General features: G+C 61.4%; 19 protein-coding genes, 1 tRNA gene and 2 riboswitches. Of the genes, 15 read left to right on the top strand and 5 right to left on the bottom strand.

The annotated features are described in order from the left end of the window. Positions 1–85 precede the first annotated feature (85 nt). The 10 genes from AC1D06_RS04265 (at position 86) to AC1D06_RS04220 (ending at position 9907) form a co-directional block, all read left to right on the top strand. Positions 86–1015: a substrate-binding domain-containing protein gene (locus tag AC1D06_RS04265; RefSeq protein WP_477985227.1), complete on the top strand. Its 930-nt coding sequence runs from the start codon at positions 86–88 to the stop codon at positions 1013–1015. A gap of 20 nt (positions 1016–1035) precedes the next feature. Then, positions 1036–2514 carry a sugar ABC transporter ATP-binding protein gene (locus AC1D06_RS04260; protein WP_477985225.1) on the top strand — a complete coding sequence of 493 codons (1479 nt, stop codon included), beginning with the start codon at positions 1036–1038 and terminating at the stop codon, positions 2512–2514. Positions 2515–2534: 20 nt separating this feature from the next. Continuing rightward, positions 2535–3323: an SDR family oxidoreductase gene (locus tag AC1D06_RS04255; RefSeq protein WP_477985223.1), complete on the top strand. Its 789-nt coding sequence runs from the start codon at positions 2535–2537 to the stop codon at positions 3321–3323. Positions 3324–3588: 265 nt separating this feature from the next. Continuing rightward, positions 3589–4371, top strand: coding sequence for an SDR family oxidoreductase (locus AC1D06_RS04250; RefSeq protein ID WP_477985221.1), 783 nt, complete (start codon positions 3589–3591; stop codon positions 4369–4371). A gap of 91 nt (positions 4372–4462) precedes the next feature. After that, positions 4463–4611, top strand: a riboswitch (FMN riboswitch). 109 nt (positions 4612–4720) lie between these two features. Then, positions 4721–5338 (top strand): 3,4-dihydroxy-2-butanone-4-phosphate synthase, encoded by a 618-nt coding sequence (gene ribB / locus AC1D06_RS04245; protein WP_477985219.1) that lies wholly within the window; start codon positions 4721–4723, stop codon positions 5336–5338. A 186-nt stretch (positions 5339–5524) separates the two neighbouring features. After that, positions 5525–5797 carry a ribbon-helix-helix domain-containing protein gene (locus tag AC1D06_RS04240; RefSeq protein WP_477985217.1) on the top strand — a complete coding sequence of 91 codons (273 nt, stop codon included), beginning with the start codon at positions 5525–5527 and terminating at the stop codon, positions 5795–5797. Beyond that, a complete protein-coding gene (locus AC1D06_RS04235; RefSeq protein ID WP_477985215.1) occupies positions 5794–6156 on the top strand; it encodes a type II toxin-antitoxin system RelE/ParE family toxin in 363 nt (120 codons plus the stop codon). The genes AC1D06_RS04240 and AC1D06_RS04235 overlap by 4 nt, the downstream gene beginning before the upstream one ends. A 339-nt stretch (positions 6157–6495) precedes the next feature. Then, entirely contained in the window at positions 6496–7728 is a 1233-nt protein-coding gene (locus AC1D06_RS04230) for an adenylate/guanylate cyclase domain-containing protein (RefSeq protein WP_477985213.1), read from the top strand. 133 nt (positions 7729–7861) lie between these two features. Next, on the top strand, positions 7862–8167 hold the full coding sequence (locus tag AC1D06_RS04225; protein WP_477877076.1) for a UBP-type zinc finger domain-containing protein: 306 nt from the start codon (positions 7862–7864) through the stop codon (positions 8165–8167). A gap of 36 nt (positions 8168–8203) precedes the next feature. Further along, positions 8204–9907, top strand: a complete 1704-nt coding sequence (locus AC1D06_RS04220; RefSeq protein ID WP_477985211.1) for an FAD-dependent oxidoreductase — start codon at positions 8204–8206, stop codon at positions 9905–9907. On the opposite strand, the gene AC1D06_RS04215 is transcribed toward AC1D06_RS04220, so the two are convergent. Continuing rightward, on the bottom strand, positions 9858–10904 hold the full coding sequence (locus AC1D06_RS04215; protein ID WP_477985209.1) for a nucleotidyl transferase AbiEii/AbiGii toxin family protein: 1047 nt from the start codon (positions 10902–10904) through the stop codon (positions 9858–9860). The two genes, AC1D06_RS04220 and AC1D06_RS04215, sit on opposite strands and share 50 nt — an antisense overlap. Then, positions 10897–11541, bottom strand: coding sequence for a type IV toxin-antitoxin system AbiEi family antitoxin domain-containing protein (locus AC1D06_RS04210; RefSeq protein ID WP_477985208.1), 645 nt, complete (start codon positions 11539–11541; stop codon positions 10897–10899). Before AC1D06_RS04210 ends, AC1D06_RS04215 begins: the two co-directional genes overlap by 8 nt. Before the next feature lie 142 nt (positions 11542–11683). Here AC1D06_RS04210 and AC1D06_RS04205 point away from each other — a divergent pair, with 142 nt between their 5' ends. Beyond that, the gene (locus AC1D06_RS04205) at positions 11684–11911 is read left to right on the top strand and encodes a hypothetical protein (RefSeq protein ID WP_477985206.1); all 228 of its coding nucleotides are present in this window, start codon (positions 11684–11686) and stop codon (positions 11909–11911) included. Between the two features lie 39 nt (positions 11912–11950). On the opposite strand, the gene AC1D06_RS04200 is transcribed toward AC1D06_RS04205, so the two are convergent. Next, positions 11951–12024, bottom strand: a tRNA-Gly gene (locus AC1D06_RS04200). A gap of 195 nt (positions 12025–12219) precedes the next feature. Here AC1D06_RS04200 and AC1D06_RS04195 point away from each other — a divergent pair. Then, positions 12220–12561 (top strand): hypothetical protein, encoded by a 342-nt coding sequence (locus AC1D06_RS04195; protein WP_477985204.1) that lies wholly within the window; start codon positions 12220–12222, stop codon positions 12559–12561. A gap of 32 nt (positions 12562–12593) precedes the next feature. Here the strand turns inward: AC1D06_RS04195 and AC1D06_RS04190 are convergent, their stop codons facing one another. Continuing rightward, entirely contained in the window at positions 12594–13649 is a 1056-nt protein-coding gene (locus AC1D06_RS04190) for an RNA polymerase subunit sigma-70 (RefSeq protein ID WP_477985202.1), read from the bottom strand. Between the two features lie 266 nt (positions 13650–13915). Between AC1D06_RS04190 and AC1D06_RS04185 the strand changes: the two genes are divergently transcribed. Further along, positions 13916–14599: a glutathione S-transferase family protein gene (locus AC1D06_RS04185; protein WP_477985200.1), complete on the top strand. Its 684-nt coding sequence runs from the start codon at positions 13916–13918 to the stop codon at positions 14597–14599. Positions 14600–14773: 174 nt separating this feature from the next. On the opposite strand, the gene AC1D06_RS04180 is transcribed toward AC1D06_RS04185, so the two are convergent. Continuing rightward, entirely contained in the window at positions 14774–15901 is a 1128-nt protein-coding gene (locus AC1D06_RS04180) for a 2'-deoxycytidine 5'-triphosphate deaminase (RefSeq protein ID WP_477985198.1), read from the bottom strand. Between the two features lie 35 nt (positions 15902–15936). Continuing rightward, a riboswitch (SAM riboswitch) is annotated at positions 15937–16015 on the top strand. Positions 16016–16062: 47 nt separating this feature from the next. Between AC1D06_RS04180 and AC1D06_RS04175 the strand changes: the two genes are divergently transcribed. Together AC1D06_RS04175 and AC1D06_RS04170 are read left to right on the top strand one after the other, a co-directional pair. Then, positions 16063–17247, top strand: a complete 1185-nt coding sequence (locus AC1D06_RS04175) for an O-succinylhomoserine sulfhydrylase (RefSeq protein ID WP_477985196.1) — start codon at positions 16063–16065, stop codon at positions 17245–17247. A 297-nt stretch (positions 17248–17544) separates the two neighbouring features. Continuing rightward, positions 17545–19326: an IlvD/Edd family dehydratase gene (locus AC1D06_RS04170; RefSeq protein ID WP_477985194.1), complete on the top strand. Its 1782-nt coding sequence runs from the start codon at positions 17545–17547 to the stop codon at positions 19324–19326. The last annotated feature ends 5 nt before the right edge of the window (positions 19327–19331 follow it).

The raw sequence follows: 19331 nt of genomic DNA, 5'->3' as shown, positions 1-19331 counted from the left end.
AAGAATTCCTCTCCATGACGGAGCGGATAGTGGCCCGGGACGGAGGGAATAGCCCCCGGGATAGTTCAAACCAACGGAGGAAAAAATGAAATTCGCGCGTGTTCTCCTGGCTTCGGCGGCCGTACTGGCCCTCTCGCTCAACGCTGTGCAGGCAAAGGAAGTCAAGAAGCTCGGCCTCGCGGTCGCCAACCTGCAGGCCAATTTCTTCAACCAGATCAAGCAGGCCGTCGAAGACGAGGGCAAGAAGCGTGGCATCGAAGTCGTCACCGTCGATGCCAAGGGTGACGGCCCGACCCAGGTCAACCAGATCCAGGACCTGTTGACGCAGAACATCGATGCCCTGATCTACATCCCCGCTGGTGCGGCTGCCGCAACCGTTCCGGTCAAGCTCGCCCGCACCGCCGGCATCCCGGTGGTCAATGTCGACCGTAACGCCGATGGCGCTCCCGGCGACACCTTCCTGGCGACCGATTCCGTGACCTCGGCCAAGGCGATCTGCAAGTACATCATCGACAAGGCCGGCAATAAGGGCAAGATGGTCATCATCCATGGCCAGAAGGGCACGACGCCGGAAGTCGACCGCAGCAAGGGTTGTGGCGAAGTGATTGCCGCCAATCCGGGCGTCAAGGTCGTCGCCGAACAATATTCGCAGATCTGGAGCCAGGACGAGGGTTTCCAGATCATGCAGAACATGCTGCAGGCAAACCCGGACGTGACCATCGTCTTTGCTGAAGCCGATGCGCTCGCCCTCGGCGCCGCCCAGGCGATCAAGGTGGCCAACCCGTCGCAGAAGATTGCCCTCGGCGGTTTTGACGGCGACACTGCGGCACTCAAGGCGCTGAAGAACGGCGTCTTCGACGTGACGGCAACGCAGCAGACCCAGAAGATGGGCCGCGACGCCGTTGCCAATGCCGTCAAGATCGTCGCCGGTGAGAAGGTTCCGCCGATCCAGTTGATGGACGCGACGCTGACCACCAAGGATAATGTCGACGGCTTCATCGCCAACCATCCCTGATCGGCTACGGGAGATACGTTATGGCTGAGCCTGTTCTCACACTCCGGGGCATTAGCAAGCGCTACGGCAACCTGGACGTGGTCAAGAAAGTCGATCTTGACATTTACGCCGGAGAAGTCGTCGCACTTCTCGGCGAAAATGGAGCAGGCAAATCCACCCTGTCGGGAATCATTGCGGGCTCCCGCGATCCGTCCGAGGGAACAATGACCTGGTTGGGGCAGAACTATGCCCCGACCTCTCCAAGAGAGGCAATCGACAAGGGGATCGTGCTGATCCACCAGGAGCTTCAGCTTCTGCCTGAGCTTTCGATTGCTGAGAATGTCTTCATTGGCCGCTGGCCGATGAAGAATGGCGTGCTGGACCGGGCGACCATGGTGCGGCGGGCGCAGGAGCAGCTCGCCCGCCTGAACCTTCATATTCCGGCAACGCGCAAGGTCGCCGGGCTTTCGACCGCCAATCAACAGCTGATCGAGATTGCCAAGGCGCTCGCCTTGAACGCCAGGCTGCTGATCCTGGACGAGCCGACGGCAGCCCTTGGCGGTGCCGAGACGGAAGCGCTGTTCGAGCAGGTGCGCAAGCTGAAATCCGAAGGCGTGGGGATCATCTATATCTCGCACCGCATGGAAGAGATAAAGCAGATCACCGACCGCATCGTGGTGCTGCGCGACGGCGAGCGCGTCAATGAATTTGCCGATAGCGCCACCCCGGTCCGCAGGATTGTTGAGAGCATGGTCGGGCGGCCGCTCGACCGGATGTTCCCCGCACTCCCCGTGCCGCAGGATCGGCCTGTCTTGGAAGTGATCGGCCTGTCGTCCCCGGAAAAGTCCTTCAATGACATTTCTTTCAACGTCAAAGCTGGGGAAATTCTCGGTATTGCCGGCCTGATCGGTGCGGGCCGCACCGAACTGGTTCGAGCGATGACCGGAGCCGATCCGATCAGCGCCGGCCGCGTGCTGCTCGAAGGCAGGGAATTGAAGCTGAAAAGCCCCGCTGACGCCATCTCGCACGGCATCGTCATGGTGCCCGAGGACCGAAAGCTGCAGGGGCTGATCGTCTCGCACCAGATCGGCGAGAATCTTGCCTATGCCAATCTCGACCAGGTTGGCCGCCGCTGGATCACCGCGGAGGCGAAACGCCGGTTCGCCGACAAAGCCATCGCCAAATTCGGCGTCAAGGGCCGTGCCGGTCAGCCGGCGTCGGACCTGTCGGGCGGCAATCAGCAGAAGGTGGTGATCGCCAAGTGGCTGATGCGCGATCCCAAGGTCGTCGTGCTCGATGAACCGACGCGCGGCATCGACGTCGGCGCGCGTGCCGGCATCTATGACATTATCGTCAACCTGGCCAAAAGCGGCGTGGCGGTGATCGTCGTCAGCTCGGACCTGGAAGAGGTCCTGGGTATTTCGAACCGTATTCTCGTGCTGGCGCAAGGCAAGCAGGCCGGTATTCTCGACCGCGCCGAGGCAAACGACGTGTCCGTCATGGAACTAGCGACAATCTGATGCAATGAAAGGAACGAGTGGTGGCCGAAATCACGCTCAACGCCCCGAAACTTTTCGATCTCTCCGGCAATGTGGCGCTCGTCACCGGTGCCGGCAGCGGCATCGGCCAGCGCATTGCCATGGGCCTTGCCCAATGTGGAGCCGACGTTGCGCTCATGGATCGCCGCACCGATGACGGCCTGGCGCAAACCGCCGGCTTTATCGCCAAGGCGGGCAGGAAATCCGTGCAGATCGCCGCCGACGTGACCAGCAAGGCCGCATTGGCCGATGCGATCAGCCGCACGGAGGCTGACCTCGGTGCGCTGTCGCTTGCCGTCAATGCCGCGGGCATCGCCAATGCCAATCCGGCCGAGGACATGGAAGAAGACCAATATCAGACCCTGATGGACATCAACCTCAAGGGCGTCTTCCTCTCCTGCCAGGCGGAAGCGCGGGCGATGCTGAAGCACGGCAAGGGTTCGATCGTCAACATCGCCTCCATGTCGGGCGTGATCGTCAATCGTGGCCTGAGCCAGTGCCATTACAACGCCTCGAAGGCCGGCGTCATTCACCTGTCGAAGTCCATGGCGATGGAATGGGTGGGACGCGGCATCCGCGTCAACACCATCTCGCCCGGCTATACCGCGACGCCGATGAACACGCGGCCGGAAATGGTGCACCAGACCAAGCAGTTTGAAGAACAGACGCCGATGCAGCGGATGGCCAATGTCGACGAGATGGTCGGTCCCGCGGTGTTCCTCCTGTCCGACGCCGCGAGTTTTGTCACCGGTGTCGACCTGCTGGTCGACGGCGGGTTCTGCTGCTGGTGATCGCCGCGCGCCGGAAGCGCGTTGCCGGAAACTGGAAATGAATGGCCTCTCATTCTCCCTAGCAGAGGTCATGGCGATGACGACCAAGGCGGACCGCTCTGATTGCAGCGTGGTCGTCATCCCCCTTTCAAGCTGATCGGCGGAGGCTGAAAGCCGCCGATTGCGCCGGTGTTGTCGATGCCCTGAGCGCCTGGATCCGGGCGCTTGACCGGCACTATCAGCCACGTGCCGTCCAACGGTTCAATCAATCGAAAAGGAGAACGCAATGTCCCGCTTTGACGGAAAGACGGTGGTGATCACCGGTGCCAGCCGTGGAATTGGCGCGTCAATTGCCAGGCGCTTCGCCCGCGAGGGCGCGAATGTCGTGGTCTCGGCCAATGAAGACAGCGTTCATGGTGTCTCCGATGCGATCAAGGCGGACGGCGGCAAAAGCATCTCCTTCGTCGGCGATGTCACGGATGCCGGAAGCGTCGTTGCTCTCTACGACCGCGCGGAAGAGGCTTTCGGCGGCGTTGACGTCTCGATCCAGAATGCCGGCGTGATCACGATTGCCAGGTTGGAAGACATGACCGAGGCCGAATGGGACAAGGTCATGCTCGTCAACACCAAGGGCGTTTTCCTCTGCGCGCGCGAGGCAATCCTGCGCATGCGCAAGCATAAGCGGGGCGGGCGCATCATCAGCACCGCATCCGGCCAGGCGCGGCAAGGTTTTATTTTCACGCCGCACTATGCGGCTTCGAAAATGGGCGTGGTCGGGATCACCCAGAGCCTCTCCAAGGAAGTGGCAACCGAGAACATCACCGTCAACGCCTTCTGCCCCGGTATCATCGAAACCGACATGTGGGCCTATAACGACCAAGCCTGGGGCAAGCTGCTCGGTAATTATCAGCCGGGCGAGTTGATGAAGGAATGGGTGCAGAACATTCCGATGAAGCGCGCCGGGTCCGGCGACGACGTCGCGGGTCTGGTGACGTTCCTCGCCAGCGATGATGCCGCCTACATCACCGGGCAGACGATCAATGTCGATGGCGGCCTGATCATGTCGTGAATATTGTTGCGATCCGGAATGCTTTTGCGCATTCCGGACAATGGTTGGCGGATTCATTCTTGAAATCCGGTATGCGTCGCGCTTATGTTTCAGATGTTCTCAGGGCGGGGTGAGATTCCCCACCGGCGGTATCAGGACTTGTCCTGGAGCCCGCGAGCGCTTTCGCCGTCGAGGTGAAAGGTCAGCAGACCCGGTGAGATGCCGGGGCCGACGGTATAGTCCGGATGGAAGAGGACACGTGGCTATGCTCCTGACCGGGAGCAGTGTCGCTTGTTCGCCCAAGGGAAAATGGGCGCATCTTTCGATGTGCTGGACCGTGCCGCGAGGCACACCCTTGAAAGGCAGAAGAATGAGTTTTGCAAAAATCGAAGACGCGGTTCGCGCAATCGCTCGTGGCGAAATGGTCGTGGTCGTCGATGATCAGGATCGTGAAAACGAAGGCGATATCGTCGTCGCCTCGGAAGCGGTGACGCCGCAGCACATCGCTTTCATGATGAACCATGCGCGCGGTCTCGTCTGCGTCGCCATGCAGGGCGAACGGCTGGATGCCCTCGATATCCCTCTGATGGTCGCCAACAACACGGAATCGCTGAAGACCGCGTTTACGGTCTCCGTTGATTACATCCCCGGCACGACCACCGGGATTTCCGCTGCCGATCGGGCAGCGACGGTTCGCGCGCTGCTGGACGAGAAATCCCGACCGGAAGATTTTGCCCGGCCGGGGCACATTTTTCCGTTGCGCGCCCATCCCCAGGGTGTTGCCGCCCGTCCGGGCCACACCGAGGCGGCTGTCGAGCTGGCGCGGCTTGCCGGGTTGAAGCCATCCGGCGTCATATGCGAAGTGGCGAATGACGACGGTACGATGTCCCGGCTGCCGGATCTCGAGAAGTTCGCCGAGCGTCATAACCTGCTGCTCGTCACGATCGAAGACCTGATCGCCTATGTCGAGTTCAGCCAGGCGGCGTGAACGGATAGCGGTGTTGCTTGCGACTGGCTGCAGATAGGATGTGCAGCCAGTCGCTGACGCCGGGTTTTCCTTTGGAGGCCACAGCAAGCCTCATCTCAACCGTGGATGTTGTCGCAATATTGGCGACAGATTTGTCATTTATGGCGACAAATGCTATATCGGCAGAAACCGGTAAGGAGAGTCCCATTGCTTTCAACCCGCATCAACGCCCGCTTGTCTGGCCCTCTGGCCGCTTTCGTCGAACGGATGGTCGGCGCTGAGGGACTTTATGAAACGCCCAGCGAATATATCCGCGACCTGATCCGCCGCGATATGGAACGGCGTGGCGCCAACTCCGAACAGGAGGCCATCCTTGCCGGCTATCGCGATCTGGCTGCAGGCCGCGTCTTTGCCTCCAGCGGTGACTTTGATAGCGACATGAAGGCGCTGCAAGACCTTGAAGCCAAGGCCTCTGCATGAGCCGAATCCGTTTCCACCTCACGCGCCGCGCGGCCCTCGATCTGCGCGACATCCATCAACGTTCGCGCGAGCGGTGGGGTGAGAAAACGGCACGCGATTACATTGACAAGCTCTATGCCGTGATGGGTAGCCTGAAAGCCGATGACAGCCGTGCCAAACAGCGAGAAAAGAGATCGCTGCCTTTCTGCATGGTTCCTGCGGAAAGCCATTTCATCGTCTATGAGATGATCGGCAATGCTCCCGTCATCATCACTATTTTGCACCAGCGCCGCGATATTGAGTCCATTATCCGGGACTTCACACCTGCCTTTTTGGCCGAGATCGCTGCGTTGCGCCAAACCAGCACGGGTCAACCGTAATATTCCGTGCTGCAGGCAAAGCCGCGGCAACCTAATTGCGGTCGCCCGCCCGCCGAGGCGTTCACTCCTAGGGGCTCATTCCGGGGTCGTCGGCCGTCATTGCTGATCACTCTGAAGTCTAGGCCGCCCGGTCTTCCGGGGAGGGCACCTTCCTTGTTGCAAACCGGTCGGCATGATTGCCGCTCCGTCCCGCGCCGTGATCTCATGCGTTTGCTTCACAAGAATGCAAGCCGGGTGTATCGATTATCCAGTGGTGCTCCGCAGGCGTCTTGATGATGAATAGATCTCCTGGCGTGCTGAAGGCTTCGCAACGCCATGAATGGTGGGGAGGGGTATCTCGTGACCGACAATCCGACAGCGCCCGACAGCCCGGATCTGCAGCGGATTACGGCGACGATCGATTGGCTCGTGGCAGGCGCGAGATCGGCGGCAAAATCCGAAGATGTTCTCGCCGAACTCTGCAGCAAACTTGTCGATGCCGGCCTGCCGCTCGACCGTGTCGCGGTGTTTGTCCGCACCCTGCATCCGCTGCTGATGGGCCGCAGCTTTGTCTGGCGGCCGGGTGCTGCGGTCGTGGTCTCCGAAGCGGCCTATGCCGTGCTCGACGGCGACGAATTTCTCGATAGCCCCGTGGCGACGATCTACCGCGACGGCAAGAAAATCCGCCGCCATCTCGCCGATCCCGACTGCCCGGACGATTTCTCCCTGCTTGCCACTCTTCGCACCGAGGGCATTACCGACTATCTGGCACTGCCGCTTCTTTTCACCAATTCGGAAATTCACGTTGCGACCTTCGCCACGCAGCGCGTCGGCGGTTTTTCGGAACAGCAGATCGCCGTGCTCGAACGTCTTGCCTCGCCGCTGTCGCGTGTCGCCGAGGTGCGGGCGCTGCGTGCGACGGCGATCAGCCTGTTGAATGCTTATGTCGGGCGCGATGCGGGCGAGCGCATATTGTCCGGTCGCATACAACGCGGCGTTTCCGAAAAGATCCGGGCGGCGATCTGGCTGTCGGACATGCGCGGCTTCACCCGGCGCGCCGACTCCCAGCCGGCGGAGACGCTGCTCGGCCTGTTGAACCAGTTTTTCGACCGGATCGTTGCGCCCATCGAGGCGGAAGGCGGAGAAGTGTTGAAATTCATGGGCGATGGCGTGTTGGCGATTTTCCATATTACCGATCCCGCGATGGAAGCGGCCGCCTGCTCGCGGGCGCTACGCGCGGCGCTGACCGCCGAAGCAAACGTCAAAGCGCTGTCGGACGAGATTGTCGCCTCCGGTGGCGAGCCACTCCGGTTCGGCGTCGCCCTGCATGTCGGCGAGGCGCTCTATGGCAATATCGGCGCTGGCGCCCGCCTCGATTTCACCTGCATTGGACCCGCGGTCAACATGACCGCGCGGTTGGAAAAAATCGCCGCGCGGGAAGGGCGGGTGATCGTCGCTTCAAGCGACTTTGCGGCTGAAGCGCCTGGGCGATTCGAGGCGATTGGTGAATTCGAGCTGGCTGGCTTTCGCGAACCGCAGAGGGTTTTCGTCCCACATGCTCTGTCTGCAGAAGATGGTCCGATGCCGGTTTGAGATTTTCAGGCCTTTCTACGCCGCTCGGCGATCCCGATCCATGCGAGCCGGTCGCATCCCGTTGCCCGAATGACAAGGGTGGCAATCCCGGCGCTTTTCTCTATTCTGTCGCCCGAAGCAAGGAGTTGAGCCCATGCCACATCCGTGCAGCCACTTGTCCACAATACGCGATGTCACGCCAAAGACCCTTGGATGCGAGGAATGTCTGGAGGCTGGTGAAATGTGGTTCCACTTGCGCCTCTGCCGCGAATGCGGCCATGTCGGATGCTGCGATCAATCGCCGGGTAAACATGCGACCAAGCATTTCCATGAAACGGGACATCCCATCATCGAAGGCTACGATCCGCCGGAGGGTTGGGGCTGGTGCTTCGTCGATCAGACCATGGTCGAACTTCCCGACCAGACGCCGCAGCGCGGCCCTATTCCGCGTTACTACTGAGGCGACGATAAGCGCAAACGGACATTCGGAGAACGCATGGCAGAGCCAGGTTCACGCGACTATCAGATGTTTCCGGTGTTCACCGCGCACCAGATCGAGACAGCCAGGCGCTTCGCCAATGGCGAGCCCAGGCATTTCGATGCCGGCGAAATGATCTATGACGTTGGCGATGGACCGGTTCCTGCCTGGCTTGTCCTGCAAGGATCGATGGATGTCTTCCGTCACGACGGGCTGTCCCATGCCGCGGCGATCACCGCGCACCGGCCAGGCCAGATCTCGGGCGAAGTCAACCAGCTTTCGGGCCGGCCGGCACTGACCGGCGCCCGTGCCGGTGGGGATGGCTGCACGGCCGTGGCTTTCGATGCCGCACATCTCAGGGCCCTGGTCATCGCTTCAGCCGATGTCGGCGAAATCGTCATGCGGGCTTTCATCTTGCGGCGGGTGGCGCTGATCAGCGCCGGCACCGCTGGTTCGGTGCTGATCGGAGCGCCGGGCAGCCCCGCACTTTCCCGCCTTCAGGGATTCCTGGCCCGCAACGCCTATCCCTACACTGTCCTGGACGCATCTTCCGATGAAGAAGGCCGGGCCTTGATCGAGCGGTTGGGCATCCAATCGTCCGAACTGCCGCTGATGGTCTGCCCCAATGGCACCGTGCTGAAACACCCGTCCGACGTCGAGGCTGCACGCTGCCTGGGCATGACCCCGGACCTCACACCGGGCAAGATCTACGACGTCGCCGTCGTCGGTGCCGGGCCGGCCGGACTGGCCGCAGCCGTTTATGCCGCCTCGGAAGGGCTCGAGGTCACCGTCATCGACGAGCGTTCCGTCGGCGGACAGGCCGGTGCTTCGGCGCGGATCGAAAACTATCTCGGATTCCCGACTGGCATTTCCGGCCAGGCGCTTGCCGGCCGTGCCTATAACCAGGCGCTGAAGTTCGGTGCGGAAATCGCCCTGCCGATCGAGGTCACCGGCCTTTCGCCTGCCGTCAACGCGGCCGGTCCGCACATTTTGCAGCTTGCAGGAGATCGGACAATCACGGCCCGCATCATCGTCGTCGCCTCCGGCGCCCGCTACCGGCGGCCGGATGTCGCCAATATCGGGGCGCTGGAAGGCAATGGCATTTCCTATTGGGCGTCCTCGATCGAGGCGAGGCTCTGTGCTGGCGAAGACATCGTGCTCGTCGGTGGCGGCAATTCGGCCGGCCAGGCCATCGCGTTCCTGGCGCCGCAGGTCAACCGGCTGCACCTGGTGGTCCGGCGTCCGCTCGAAGCGACGATGTCGCGCTATCTGATCGATCGCATTGGCGCCCTGCCAAATGTCGAATTGCATACGAGCTGTGATGTGCAGGCAGTCGAAGGCGACCAGACCACCGGACTGTCCGCCGCGATCCTGCGCAACCGGCAGACCGGGACGGACAAGCGCGTGCCGCTGCGCCACATGTTCCTGTTCATCGGCGCCGACCCGAACGCTGCCTGGATTCGCGACCACGTCGAGACCGATGACAAGGGCTTTATCCTGACGGGCGCGCCGTTCCGCCGGCCGGATTATGCCCGGGCGCCTTTGCCGCTGGAAACCTCCGTGGCGAATGTCTTCGCCATCGGCGATGTCCGCGCCGGGTCAACAAAGCGGGTTGCTGCGGCTGTGGGGGAGGGGGCGGCAGTGGTGGCGCAAATTCATGCGGCGTTGCAAATTATGAGCGGTCTGGAAGGGAGCCGGAATGCAGCGGAGGCTCGTTCGTAGGGCATGAATAGTGCGCGATATATTGAGCGATTGTTTTTTGTTGCTGGCGCGGATGAAGCGCTTGGCACCCTTTCATGATGTCAAACAAGGCGCTGCGCTGGCGGCACAAATCCGCGCGGGAATTGCCGTCAAGCGGCGTTCCCGTGTGCCGCTGCCGCATGCGGCAGGATAAACGCAGCCAATCCTCAATGATCGCCTCCAGTGATGGAGGCGCAATCTCGATATTGCGGGCAAAGGCTTCCCATTGTTGTATTTTGGCCGGATCAGTCGCGAACTCCCGGCTCAGACCGTCCGGGACAGTGTTTGGAATTTCCGTTTTCCGCCGCTCGAATGTCGCGGCAATTGCCCTGACGAGATCGTTGCCGGTGCATTCATGCGTCTTCGACAGCATCCAGATATCGTAATAATCCTTCATGCGCGTATTGGCGCGCCCGAGCAGCACCATCGCCTGAAATTTCTCGGCGATGACCGTTTCCTTGGCATAGGCCCGAAGATGCGGCGAAGGTAGGTCGAGCAGGACAGGCAAATCAATCTCTTGCACGCCCGGTTCGGTGGCGTCGCCAAACCCGATATCGATCGACACCTTGATCCGCGTCTTGCCAAGGAAGGCGGTCGTTTGCAGTCGCAGGCCGCCATATTCCAGTTCTTCACGGATTTGGTTCACGTTCAGCGCTTTGCTATCGAACATGACACCATCATCAAGCTCGATGGCACATATTCCCCGGAAGATGCCGAGCAGCGCCTCCGGTGCCGCATCGCCGAATCCAAGCAGATCCAGATCGCGCGTAGGGCGGAATGCGTTCTCAAACCATGTCGTCATCAACACCGCGCCCTTGAGCACGAACCGGTCCCGGTAGTCGGTCGTGCTCAGGCGATAAAGCAAACGCTCCAGCACATAGCGGACCAGCAACAGCTCAAAGGGCTGATTGCGCTCCCGTGCGACGACACGTAGACGGTCGAGCACCGATGCTGTCATGTTGGTAATGGGCTTAGACATTGGCGGTCATGGCATCGAGATAGGGTTCAATGGTTTTCCAGATGCCGGCCTCGGATGCGAATTTGGCGATGTCAGAGGGGCTGGCCTTGCGTGTTCGCAGGCCCTCACGCAGGCCTTCAATGGCGAGGTTGAGACCGGGGCTTTGCTTATAGCGTGTCCCGGTGCTCGCCCGATAGCGGAACATGTCAACAATGGTCTTGGCGGGATCGTAAACGCGCACTGTTACGCCTTCGATCTCGTGAGTCTCAATGCCCGCGTTCAGCACCTTGGGGCCGAAGCGTACGAACTGCAGCGGCGGATCGCTGACCACCGGTTTCCAGTCCTTCGGCCCGATAGCCATCCAGATGCGGGATGAGATCGTGTCCGTCAGTTCATGATAGGCGAGGGCGGAGGTGAGGCAAATCACGCCCTTGGGCACGCGCTTGGCGGCTTCGGCAATGGAGTGGTGGGTGTCGAATTCCGCTCCCGGCAGTTGATAGAGCCCGCGGCCGAGCCGAAGGACAAGGCCCTTCTGCTCCATTCGCTGAATGGTGGCGGCGCTGATGCCGGCTTGCGTGAATTCGGCAAGGCGCATGATGCCCCGCCTCTGCAGAAGTGCGATTGCCTGTTTGGGCTGGGTTTGGGGTCCTGCATTCATAGGCGTAATATGATATAAAACCTCGGAAATATCAAGTTTATATCCGAGTATTCATATCATCAGCAGAACGATCTTGACCAAGTCGAACCCGAGGGCACGGGCGCCGCGGGGCGTCATCATAGGAATCGCTGTCACCGGAAGCTTGTCCGCCCGCCAGTCATCGCCAGAAGTGTTCGAGCTCCTCGCCAAGCGTGAGTGCAACACAAGCTGCGCGGTGACCGATGCAGTCGTCGGCGATCTTGACGCGCGTCGAATGACCAACGATGTCGCGCCGATCAACTGCCGAAAATTCGGCGGGCGCTACGCACGCGGCGACGGCCTCGAAGAGAGTCGCAAAATAGCCAAGGCACGGACAGAGAACAGGCAGTGAAACGCCGCTTTTTTAATTCATTGATTTTATTGCAGTTTCTGGAGCGGGTGAAGGGAATCGAACCCTCGTATTCAGCTTGGGAAGCTGCTGCTCTGCCATTGAGCTACACCCGCATTCCACATCCAATCCCATGACTGGCATTTGGCTGTCAAGCCGAATTGGATTTTGGCTTGGGGGCAATCGGGTGAAGCCGTGTATGACAAACGCGGAACTGCCGGACCTTCGGGACAGGGTACGCTTTGGAGTATATATTGATTGTCGTTGCGCTCGCGGCCGGCAAGTTTGGTTAGCGGCATAGAGGAGCATGTATGAAAAATCAGGAATCGCAGCAACCGGCCGTCGTGCCCAACGGCTACCGGCCGGCGATCGTCACGGCCATCACCGTGATATTGGGATTTTCGCTCTATTTCCTGCGTTTCTGGAACTTCGAAGCGCCGGGAGACTGGACCGTGGCGTCCCTGATTGCTGCGATAGCGATGGTCGTTTCCATCACGGTGCAGATTGTCGCGTTGGCCCGAGCCCTTAGCCTGTCTGATGACAATCCCAAGGCCTATAGCATCACGGTTCGGGTGTTTATCGTGGGCGTCATTCTTGCTCTTGCGAGCGTGGTGTTTGCATCGGCGGCATTCGCTGGGATTTTTGGCTCCTGAGATCAAAGCCAAACTTAACCTGGATGAGCAATTCATCGGGGATGCATGGGAAGGCCTGCACTGTTGAAGATCGGAGTCGCAAGTGGCCCGACAAAGGCCACGACCGATGAGATGGCTCCTTCGGAGACCTCGAGAACGTTGAGGGAGTGGGGGCGCCAGGGCTCGTCCTCGCTCGCGCGAACGTAGAGTGCGACGGCGCTCCGGCCGTTGGATTGCAGCACTTGCCCGCGATAGTCTCTCCAACGCACCAAAGCCTGCTGCATGAACACCCCGAGCACATCGCTGCCGCTGAGCCATGTCCGCCAGGGCGGCATGCGCAACGTCGCGTCGGTGCGCAGCAAGGACACGAACGCATCGAGGTCGCGGTTCTCGAGGGCCGCTGCGTAGCGCGCCGCCACTTGCTGGTCCACATCACTGGCGGCAGCCCATTTCGGCTCGTGTCGATAAGCAGCATCGAAGGCGCGACGCGCCCGCTGCAGCCCGCTATTGGCCGCCTGTGGGGTAATGGCGAAGGCCGAGGCGACGTCGGCGGCGCTCCAGCCGAGGACTTCGAACAACAGGAAGATTGCCCGTTGCCGCGCGGGCAGCAATTGCACGCAAGCCAGAAAGGCCAGGCGCACGGATTCCGCCAGTTCGTAACTTGCATGCGGGTTCGGCGCTTCGTCCGCTATCAGCGAGAGTGCGGAATCCGGCATTGGCTCAAGCCAGGCGATATCGAGATCCGGCACGCCCAGTCCAGCGAAATCGTGGATGCGTTTCGGAACCGGGTCGCCCCAGAGGCGCCGCTCGCGCTTGTGCCGCCTGAGCGCGTCAAGACAGGCATTGGTCGCGATGCGGTAGAGCCATGGCCGCGCATGCGCCTGATCGGCCAGGTCCTTGCGCGAGCGCCAGGCACGCGCAAAAGTTTCCTGCGTGATGTCCTCGGCGTCCGCCAGCGATCCCATGATCCTGTAGCAATGCAGCCTGATTTCCTTCTGTCGCTCACGCGTGAGCTGGTCGAAGGCGGCACGCTCGGCGGTTGTCGAGCTGTCGGCCTCGGCTTGCCCCTCTGGCTGAGCGCTTCCGCTTTGCACATTCAGTGAACTCATAAGACCGCCTCTGCGTCGATTATGGTCATCGCTCTAGCCTGCATGATCTTTGCTCACCCTTCGAAAGAGATATCTCCGCTCCATTGGACGAATTGCAGAGCGCCAATTCATCGCCCGAAATGAAGAATTCGCCGCGGAGCGCCTTTTTCTTCGCGGATGTCGCTGAAGGCTTGCCGCGCGATGAATTTCCGCTCGCGCCGTCGTCTTGTCTAGCAGGGCCCCGCCAATTGCGGCAGAGCCCACCATAGCAAAAGGAAAGACAGGTCATGACCGAAATCATCATCCACGGGATCTTCTTCAGCCCCTATGTTCGCAGCGTCGCGATGGCACTCGAGATCAAGGGCGTGCCTTATCGGCATCGGCGTCTTGAACTGCGGCCTGCCGCCGGTGGTCTGGGAAGCCCTGAACACCTTGAGCTTCATCCATTCGGCCGGGTTCCCGTGCTCGATCACGGCGATTTCAGGATCTACGAGACCCAGGCGATCCTGCGTTATCTCGACGCGCGCTTTCCCGAGCAGCCGTTGCAGCCCACTGAACCAAAAGCCCTCGGGCAAATGAGCCAGGCCATGGGCATCCACGACTGCTATATGTTCACGCAGTCGGTTCGGCCGATCGGCGCGCAGCGGGTGGTGCGTCCGGCCTTGATGGGCCTTACTCCAGACGAGGCAGTGGTGGCCGAGGCTTTGCCCGTGACGCAAGTCTGTCTGACGGCATTGGATCGTCTACTGGGGAAGAAGCCATTTTTTGCCGGGGATGCACTGTCGCTGGCCGATCTGCTGTTGGCTCCGCAACTGCACTTGATCTCCGGCGTGCCGGAGGTCCGCGCCATGCTGGAAGGCATGGGGCTGTTCGATTGGCTCGAACGGATGGTGGCGCATCCGAGCATGGTCGCGACATTCCCCGTCGAGCTCAACCTGCCGAGCAGCTTGCGGGCGCTCGAAGCGGCGTGAGGTGCAATCGCCGGGGTAGGGCAGAGCGCGACACGTCGCGGTAGAACATACATCCACTCCGGCGGCTCGCCTGCCGGAGCTCGTCTGTGCGCCGGGCATGGGGGTGCATTCTTTCGGGTGAAAGTCCTACCGCAAGTCCCGTAGGCCGTCACCCGATTGCCCTGGATTTCGCCTTCATGCGTGTGCGCGAAAATGCTTGGACAGTTTCAGGCCCTGCGCCTGGTAGTTTGAGCCCAGACCCGCGCCATAGAGCGCCTGCGGCAGTTCGCGCATGCGTTCGTAGACCAGGCGGCCGATGATCTGGCCGTGGTCGAGGATGAAGGGCACGTCGTGGCTGCGCACTTCCAGCACGGCGCGCGAGCCCGAGCCGCCGGCCTGTGCGTGGCCGAAGCCGGGGTCGAAGAAGCCGGCATAGTGGACGCGGAACTCGCCCACCAGAGGATCGAAGGGCACCATTTCGGCGGCGTAGAGCGGCGGCACGTGGACGGCTTCGCGGGAGACGAGGATATAGAACTCGTCTGGGTCGAGGATCAATTCGTTGGCGCCGCGGCTATAGAGCGGTTCCCAGAAATCGTAGACGTCGTGGGCCGCCTTGACGTCGACATCGATGACGGCCGAGTGGCGCTTGCCGCGATAGCCGACCAGGCCATCCGGTCCGGTGCCCTTGAGATCGATGGAAAGGGCGATCGACGAGCCGGCGATAATAGGCGTTTCGCTGGCGACCAGGGTTTCGGCGAGATGCAGCGCCAGCATCTCGCCTTCCTGCAGCAGCGACTGGCCGTCGCGAAAGCGGACCTGCGACAGGCGCGAGCCCTTGCGCACGATCACCGGAAAAGTCTTGGGCGAGATTTCGAGATAGAGCGGCCCCTTGTAGCCGGCCGGGATCTTGTCGAATTCCTGTGAATAGTCGGTGATGACGCGGGTGAAGATATCGAGCCGGCCGGTGGAGCTCTTGGGGTTGGTCGAGGCCGACAGTACTTCCGGCAGTTCCAGGCTTTCGAGGAGCGGCACGATATAGACGCAGCCGGTTTCCAGCACCGCACCCTGGCTGAGATCGATGACATGCAGCTTCAGCCGGTCGAGCTTGTCGGCGACGCGCTTGTGCGGTCCGGGCAGGAAAGAAGCACGGACGCGGAAGGCCTGCGCGCCGAGCCGGAGATCGAGGCTCGCAGGCTGCACCTGGTCGACATCCAATGCTTTTTCGGCCCGGAGCCGGCCTTCGTCCCAAAGCGCCCTGATCGCGCGATCTGCCAATATGCCTGCCATTCTGCCCTCATTTTTCGCCGGACAATAGAAACCCATCCACATTGACGCAAGCAACCAGATGCGATAAGCCCCAGTTATTCCGTGGTGATTTGGCCGGCCGGCTTGCAGCCACGTTAAACAAGTAGCTAAAAAGGCCGGGTTCGTGATGAAACCGGCTTGCTTTACGCGGCCGGTTTTTTGTTTTGAGGGTGATGCACATGAGCAAGAAGAACTGGCGTCCGGCAACCAAACTCGTCCATGGCGGCACGCTCCGCTCGCAGTTCGGTGAAATGTCGGAAGCGATCTTTTTGACGCAGGGCTTTTATTACAATTCCTCCGAAGCCGCCGAGGCGCGTTTCAAGGGCGAGGATGACGGCTTCATCTATGCCCGTTACGGCAGCCCCACCAATGACATGTTCGAAAAGCGCATGTGCCTGCTCGAAGGTGCGGAAGATGCGCGCGCCACCGCGTCCGGCATGGCCGCCGTCTCTGCCGCGATCCTCTGCCAGCTCAAGGCCGGCGACCATATTCTTGCGGCCCGCGCCCTGTTCGGCTCCTGCCGCTGGGTGGTCGAGACGCTGGCGCCGAAATACGGCATCGAATTTACGCTGATCGACGGCAAGCATCTGGAGAACTGGGAAAAGGCAATCCGGCCGAACACCAAGGTGTTCTTCCTCGAAAGCCCGACCAATCCGACGCTGGAAGTGGTCGATATTGCCGGCGTCGCCAAGCTCGCCAACCAGATCGGCGCCAAGGTCGTGGTCGACAATGTCTTCGCCACGCCGCTGTTCCAGAAGCCGCTCGAACTCGGCGCCCATGTCGTCGTTTATTCCGCCACCAAGCATATCGACGGTCAGGGCCGCGTGCTGGGCGGCGTGGTGCTGTCGAGCAAGGAATGGATCGACGCCAACCTGCATGACTATTTCCGCCATACCGGCCCGGCCATGTCGCCTTTCAATGCCTGGGTGCTGCTCAAGGGCATGGAGACCATGGCGCTGCGCGTCCGCGAGCAGACGGAAAACGCCGCCAAGATCGCCGATTTCCTCGCCAATCACAGCGCCGTCTCCAAGGTGATCTATCCCGGTCGCAAGGACCATCCGCAGGCCGAGATCATCGCCCGGCAGATGACCGGCGGCTCGACGCTGGTCGCCTTCGAGCTGAAGGGCGGCAAGAGCGCGGCTTTCGCCTTCCAGAACGCGCTCGATATCATCAGCATCTCCAACAATCTCGGCGACGCCAAGAGCCTGATCACCCATCCGGCGACGACGACGCACAAGAATTTGAGTGAGGATGCGCGTGGCGAGCTTGGCATTGGGCCGGGCATGGTGCGGTATTCGGCCGGTATCGAGGATGTGGAGGATTTGATCGAGGATTTCGATCAGGCGTTGGGGAAGATCAAGTAAGTCAGCGATCCGGGGCTACCCCCCTTTGCCCTGCCGGGCATCTCCCCCTCAAGGGGGGAGATTGGCCAGACGCCGGCTCCCTCGCTCAAACTAGCGTCGAGTGCACGGAATACGACAGAAGATTGGTGCGAGGCAGCGCCTCATCCAATCTCCCCCCTTGAGGGGGAGATGTCCGGCAGGACAGAGGGGGGTGATCACGTGCGCCGAGCCTGCGATCTAACAATCCACCCCTTGTGGTCAGAACCCAGACAGCGCTACTAATTGTCAGGCCATTGCCTGCCGCTAGGAATTCGCATCATGTCCGACACCACGCCGAAACGCCGTCTCCGCTCCCAGGACTGGTTCGACAACCCTGATCATATCGACATGACGGCGATCTATCTCGAGCGCTTCATGAACCAGGGGATCACGCCCGAGGAACTGCGCTCCGGCAGGCCGGTCATCGGCATTGCGCAGTCGGGCAGCGATATCAATCCCTGCAATCGTCACCATATCGAACTGGCCAAGCGCACCCGCGACGGCATCCGGGATGCCGGCGGTATTCCGATCGAATTTCCCACCCATCCGCTGTTTGAGAACTGCAAGCGGCCGACGGCGGCGCTCGACCGCAATCTTGCCTATCTCGGCCTGGTCGAAGTGCTCTATTCCTATCCCTTCGACGGCGTCGTGCTGACCACCGGCTGCGACAAGACGACGCCCTCGGCAATCATGGCGGCCTCGACGGTCGATATCCCGGCGATCGTGCTCTCCGGCGGGCCGATGCTCGATGGTTGGCACGAAGGTGACCTCGTCGGCTCCGGCACGGTGTTCTGGCGATCGCGGCGCAAGCTGTCGGTCGGCGAGATCAACGAGCAGCAATTTCTCGAGGCGGCGATGGACTCTGCCCCCTCGATCGGCCATTGCAACACCATGGGCACGGCCTCGACGATGAATGCGCTGGCCGAGGCGCTTGGCATGTCACTAACCGGCTGCGGCAATATCCCGGCCGCCTATCGCGAGCGCGGCCAGATGGCCTATCGCACCGGCCGCCGCGCTGTCGAAATCGTCTTCGAGGATCTGAAGCCGTCCGATATCCTGACCCGCGAAGCCTTCCTCAACGCCATCCGCACCAATACGGCCATCGGCGGTTCGACCAATGCCCAGCCGCATCTGGCGGCGATGGCCAAGCATGCCGGTGTGAAACTCTACCCCGAGGACTGGCAGGTGCATGGCTATGACATTCCGCTGCTCGCCAATGTCCAGCCGGCCGGGCAATATCTCGGCGAGCGCTTTCACCGGGCCGGCAGCACGCCGGCTGTCATGTGGGAACTTTTGCAGGCCGGCAAGCTCGACGGCGACTGTCGCACGGTCACCGGCAAGACCATGGCTGAAAATCTCAGGGGGCGCGAGGCCAGGGATCGCGAGGTCATCCGCCCGTTCAACGATCCGCTCAAGGAGCGTGCCGGCTTCCTGGTGCTCAAGGGCAATCTATTCGATTTCGCCATTATGAAGATGAGCGTCGTTTCCGAGGATTTTCGTGCCCGCTACCTGCAGGAGCCCGGCCATGAAGGTGTGTTCGAGGGCAAATGCGTCGTCTTCGACGGCTCGGAGGATTATCACGCCCGCATCAACGATCCGGCGCTCGGCGTGGACGAGAACACCATTCTGGTGATCCGCGGCGCCGGCCCGATCGGCTGGCCGGGCTCGGCCGAGGTGGTCAACATGCAGCCGCCGGATCATTTGCTCAAGCGCGGCATCAAGAGCCTGCCGACCATCGGTGACGGCCGCCAGTCGGGCACTGCCGACAGCCCGTCGATCCTCAACGCTTCGCCGGAAAGTGCCGCCGGCGGCGGGCTTGCCTGGCTACGCTCGGGCGACGTGATCCGCATCGATTTCAACCAGGGCCGATGCGACATGCTGGTCGACACGGCAGAGATCGAGCGCCGCAAGGGCGACGGCATTCCGCCCGTGCCGCCGGATCGTACGCCCTGGCAGCGGCTCTACCGCCGTTCGGTAACGCAGCTGTCGGAAGGTGCGACGCTCGAAGGCATGGACGAGTTCCGCCAGATCGCCAGGATACCGCCGCGGCACAATCACTGACAGCC

Source organism: Rhizobium sp. P2_G2, assembly GCF_056403555.1.
The sequence above is the reverse complement of the archived record's forward strand: the minus strand, read 5'-3'. Positions and strand labels throughout refer to the sequence as shown.

Coding starts and splice junctions, on each gene's coding strand:
- AC1D06_RS04220 (WP_477985211.1), top strand. CDS start 8,204: ATGGCAGAGCCAGGTTCACGCGACTATCAGATGTTTCCGGTGTTCACC.
- AC1D06_RS04260 (WP_477985225.1), top strand. CDS start 1,036: ATGGCTGAGCCTGTTCTCACACTCCGGGGCATTAGCAAGCGCTACGGC.
- AC1D06_RS04175 (WP_477985196.1), top strand. CDS start 16,063: ATGAGCAAGAAGAACTGGCGTCCGGCAACCAAACTCGTCCATGGCGGC.
- AC1D06_RS04170 (WP_477985194.1), top strand. CDS start 17,545: ATGTCCGACACCACGCCGAAACGCCGTCTCCGCTCCCAGGACTGGTTC.
- AC1D06_RS04235 (WP_477985215.1), top strand. CDS start 5,794: ATGAGCCGAATCCGTTTCCACCTCACGCGCCGCGCGGCCCTCGATCTG.
- AC1D06_RS04190 (WP_477985202.1), bottom strand. CDS start 13,649: ATGAGTTCACTGAATGTGCAAAGCGGAAGCGCTCAGCCAGAGGGGCAA.
- AC1D06_RS04180 (WP_477985198.1), bottom strand. CDS start 15,901: ATGGGTTTCTATTGTCCGGCGAAAAATGAGGGCAGAATGGCAGGCATA.
- ribB (WP_477985219.1), top strand. CDS start 4,721: ATGAGTTTTGCAAAAATCGAAGACGCGGTTCGCGCAATCGCTCGTGGC.
- AC1D06_RS04250 (WP_477985221.1), top strand. CDS start 3,589: ATGTCCCGCTTTGACGGAAAGACGGTGGTGATCACCGGTGCCAGCCGT.
- AC1D06_RS04195 (WP_477985204.1), top strand. CDS start 12,220: ATGAAAAATCAGGAATCGCAGCAACCGGCCGTCGTGCCCAACGGCTAC.
- AC1D06_RS04215 (WP_477985209.1), bottom strand. CDS start 10,904: ATGTCTAAGCCCATTACCAACATGACAGCATCGGTGCTCGACCGTCTA.
- AC1D06_RS04185 (WP_477985200.1), top strand. CDS start 13,916: ATGACCGAAATCATCATCCACGGGATCTTCTTCAGCCCCTATGTTCGC.
- AC1D06_RS04210 (WP_477985208.1), bottom strand. CDS start 11,541: ATGAATGCAGGACCCCAAACCCAGCCCAAACAGGCAATCGCACTTCTG.
- AC1D06_RS04265 (WP_477985227.1), top strand. CDS start 86: ATGAAATTCGCGCGTGTTCTCCTGGCTTCGGCGGCCGTACTGGCCCTC.
- AC1D06_RS04225 (WP_477877076.1), top strand. CDS start 7,862: ATGCCACATCCGTGCAGCCACTTGTCCACAATACGCGATGTCACGCCA.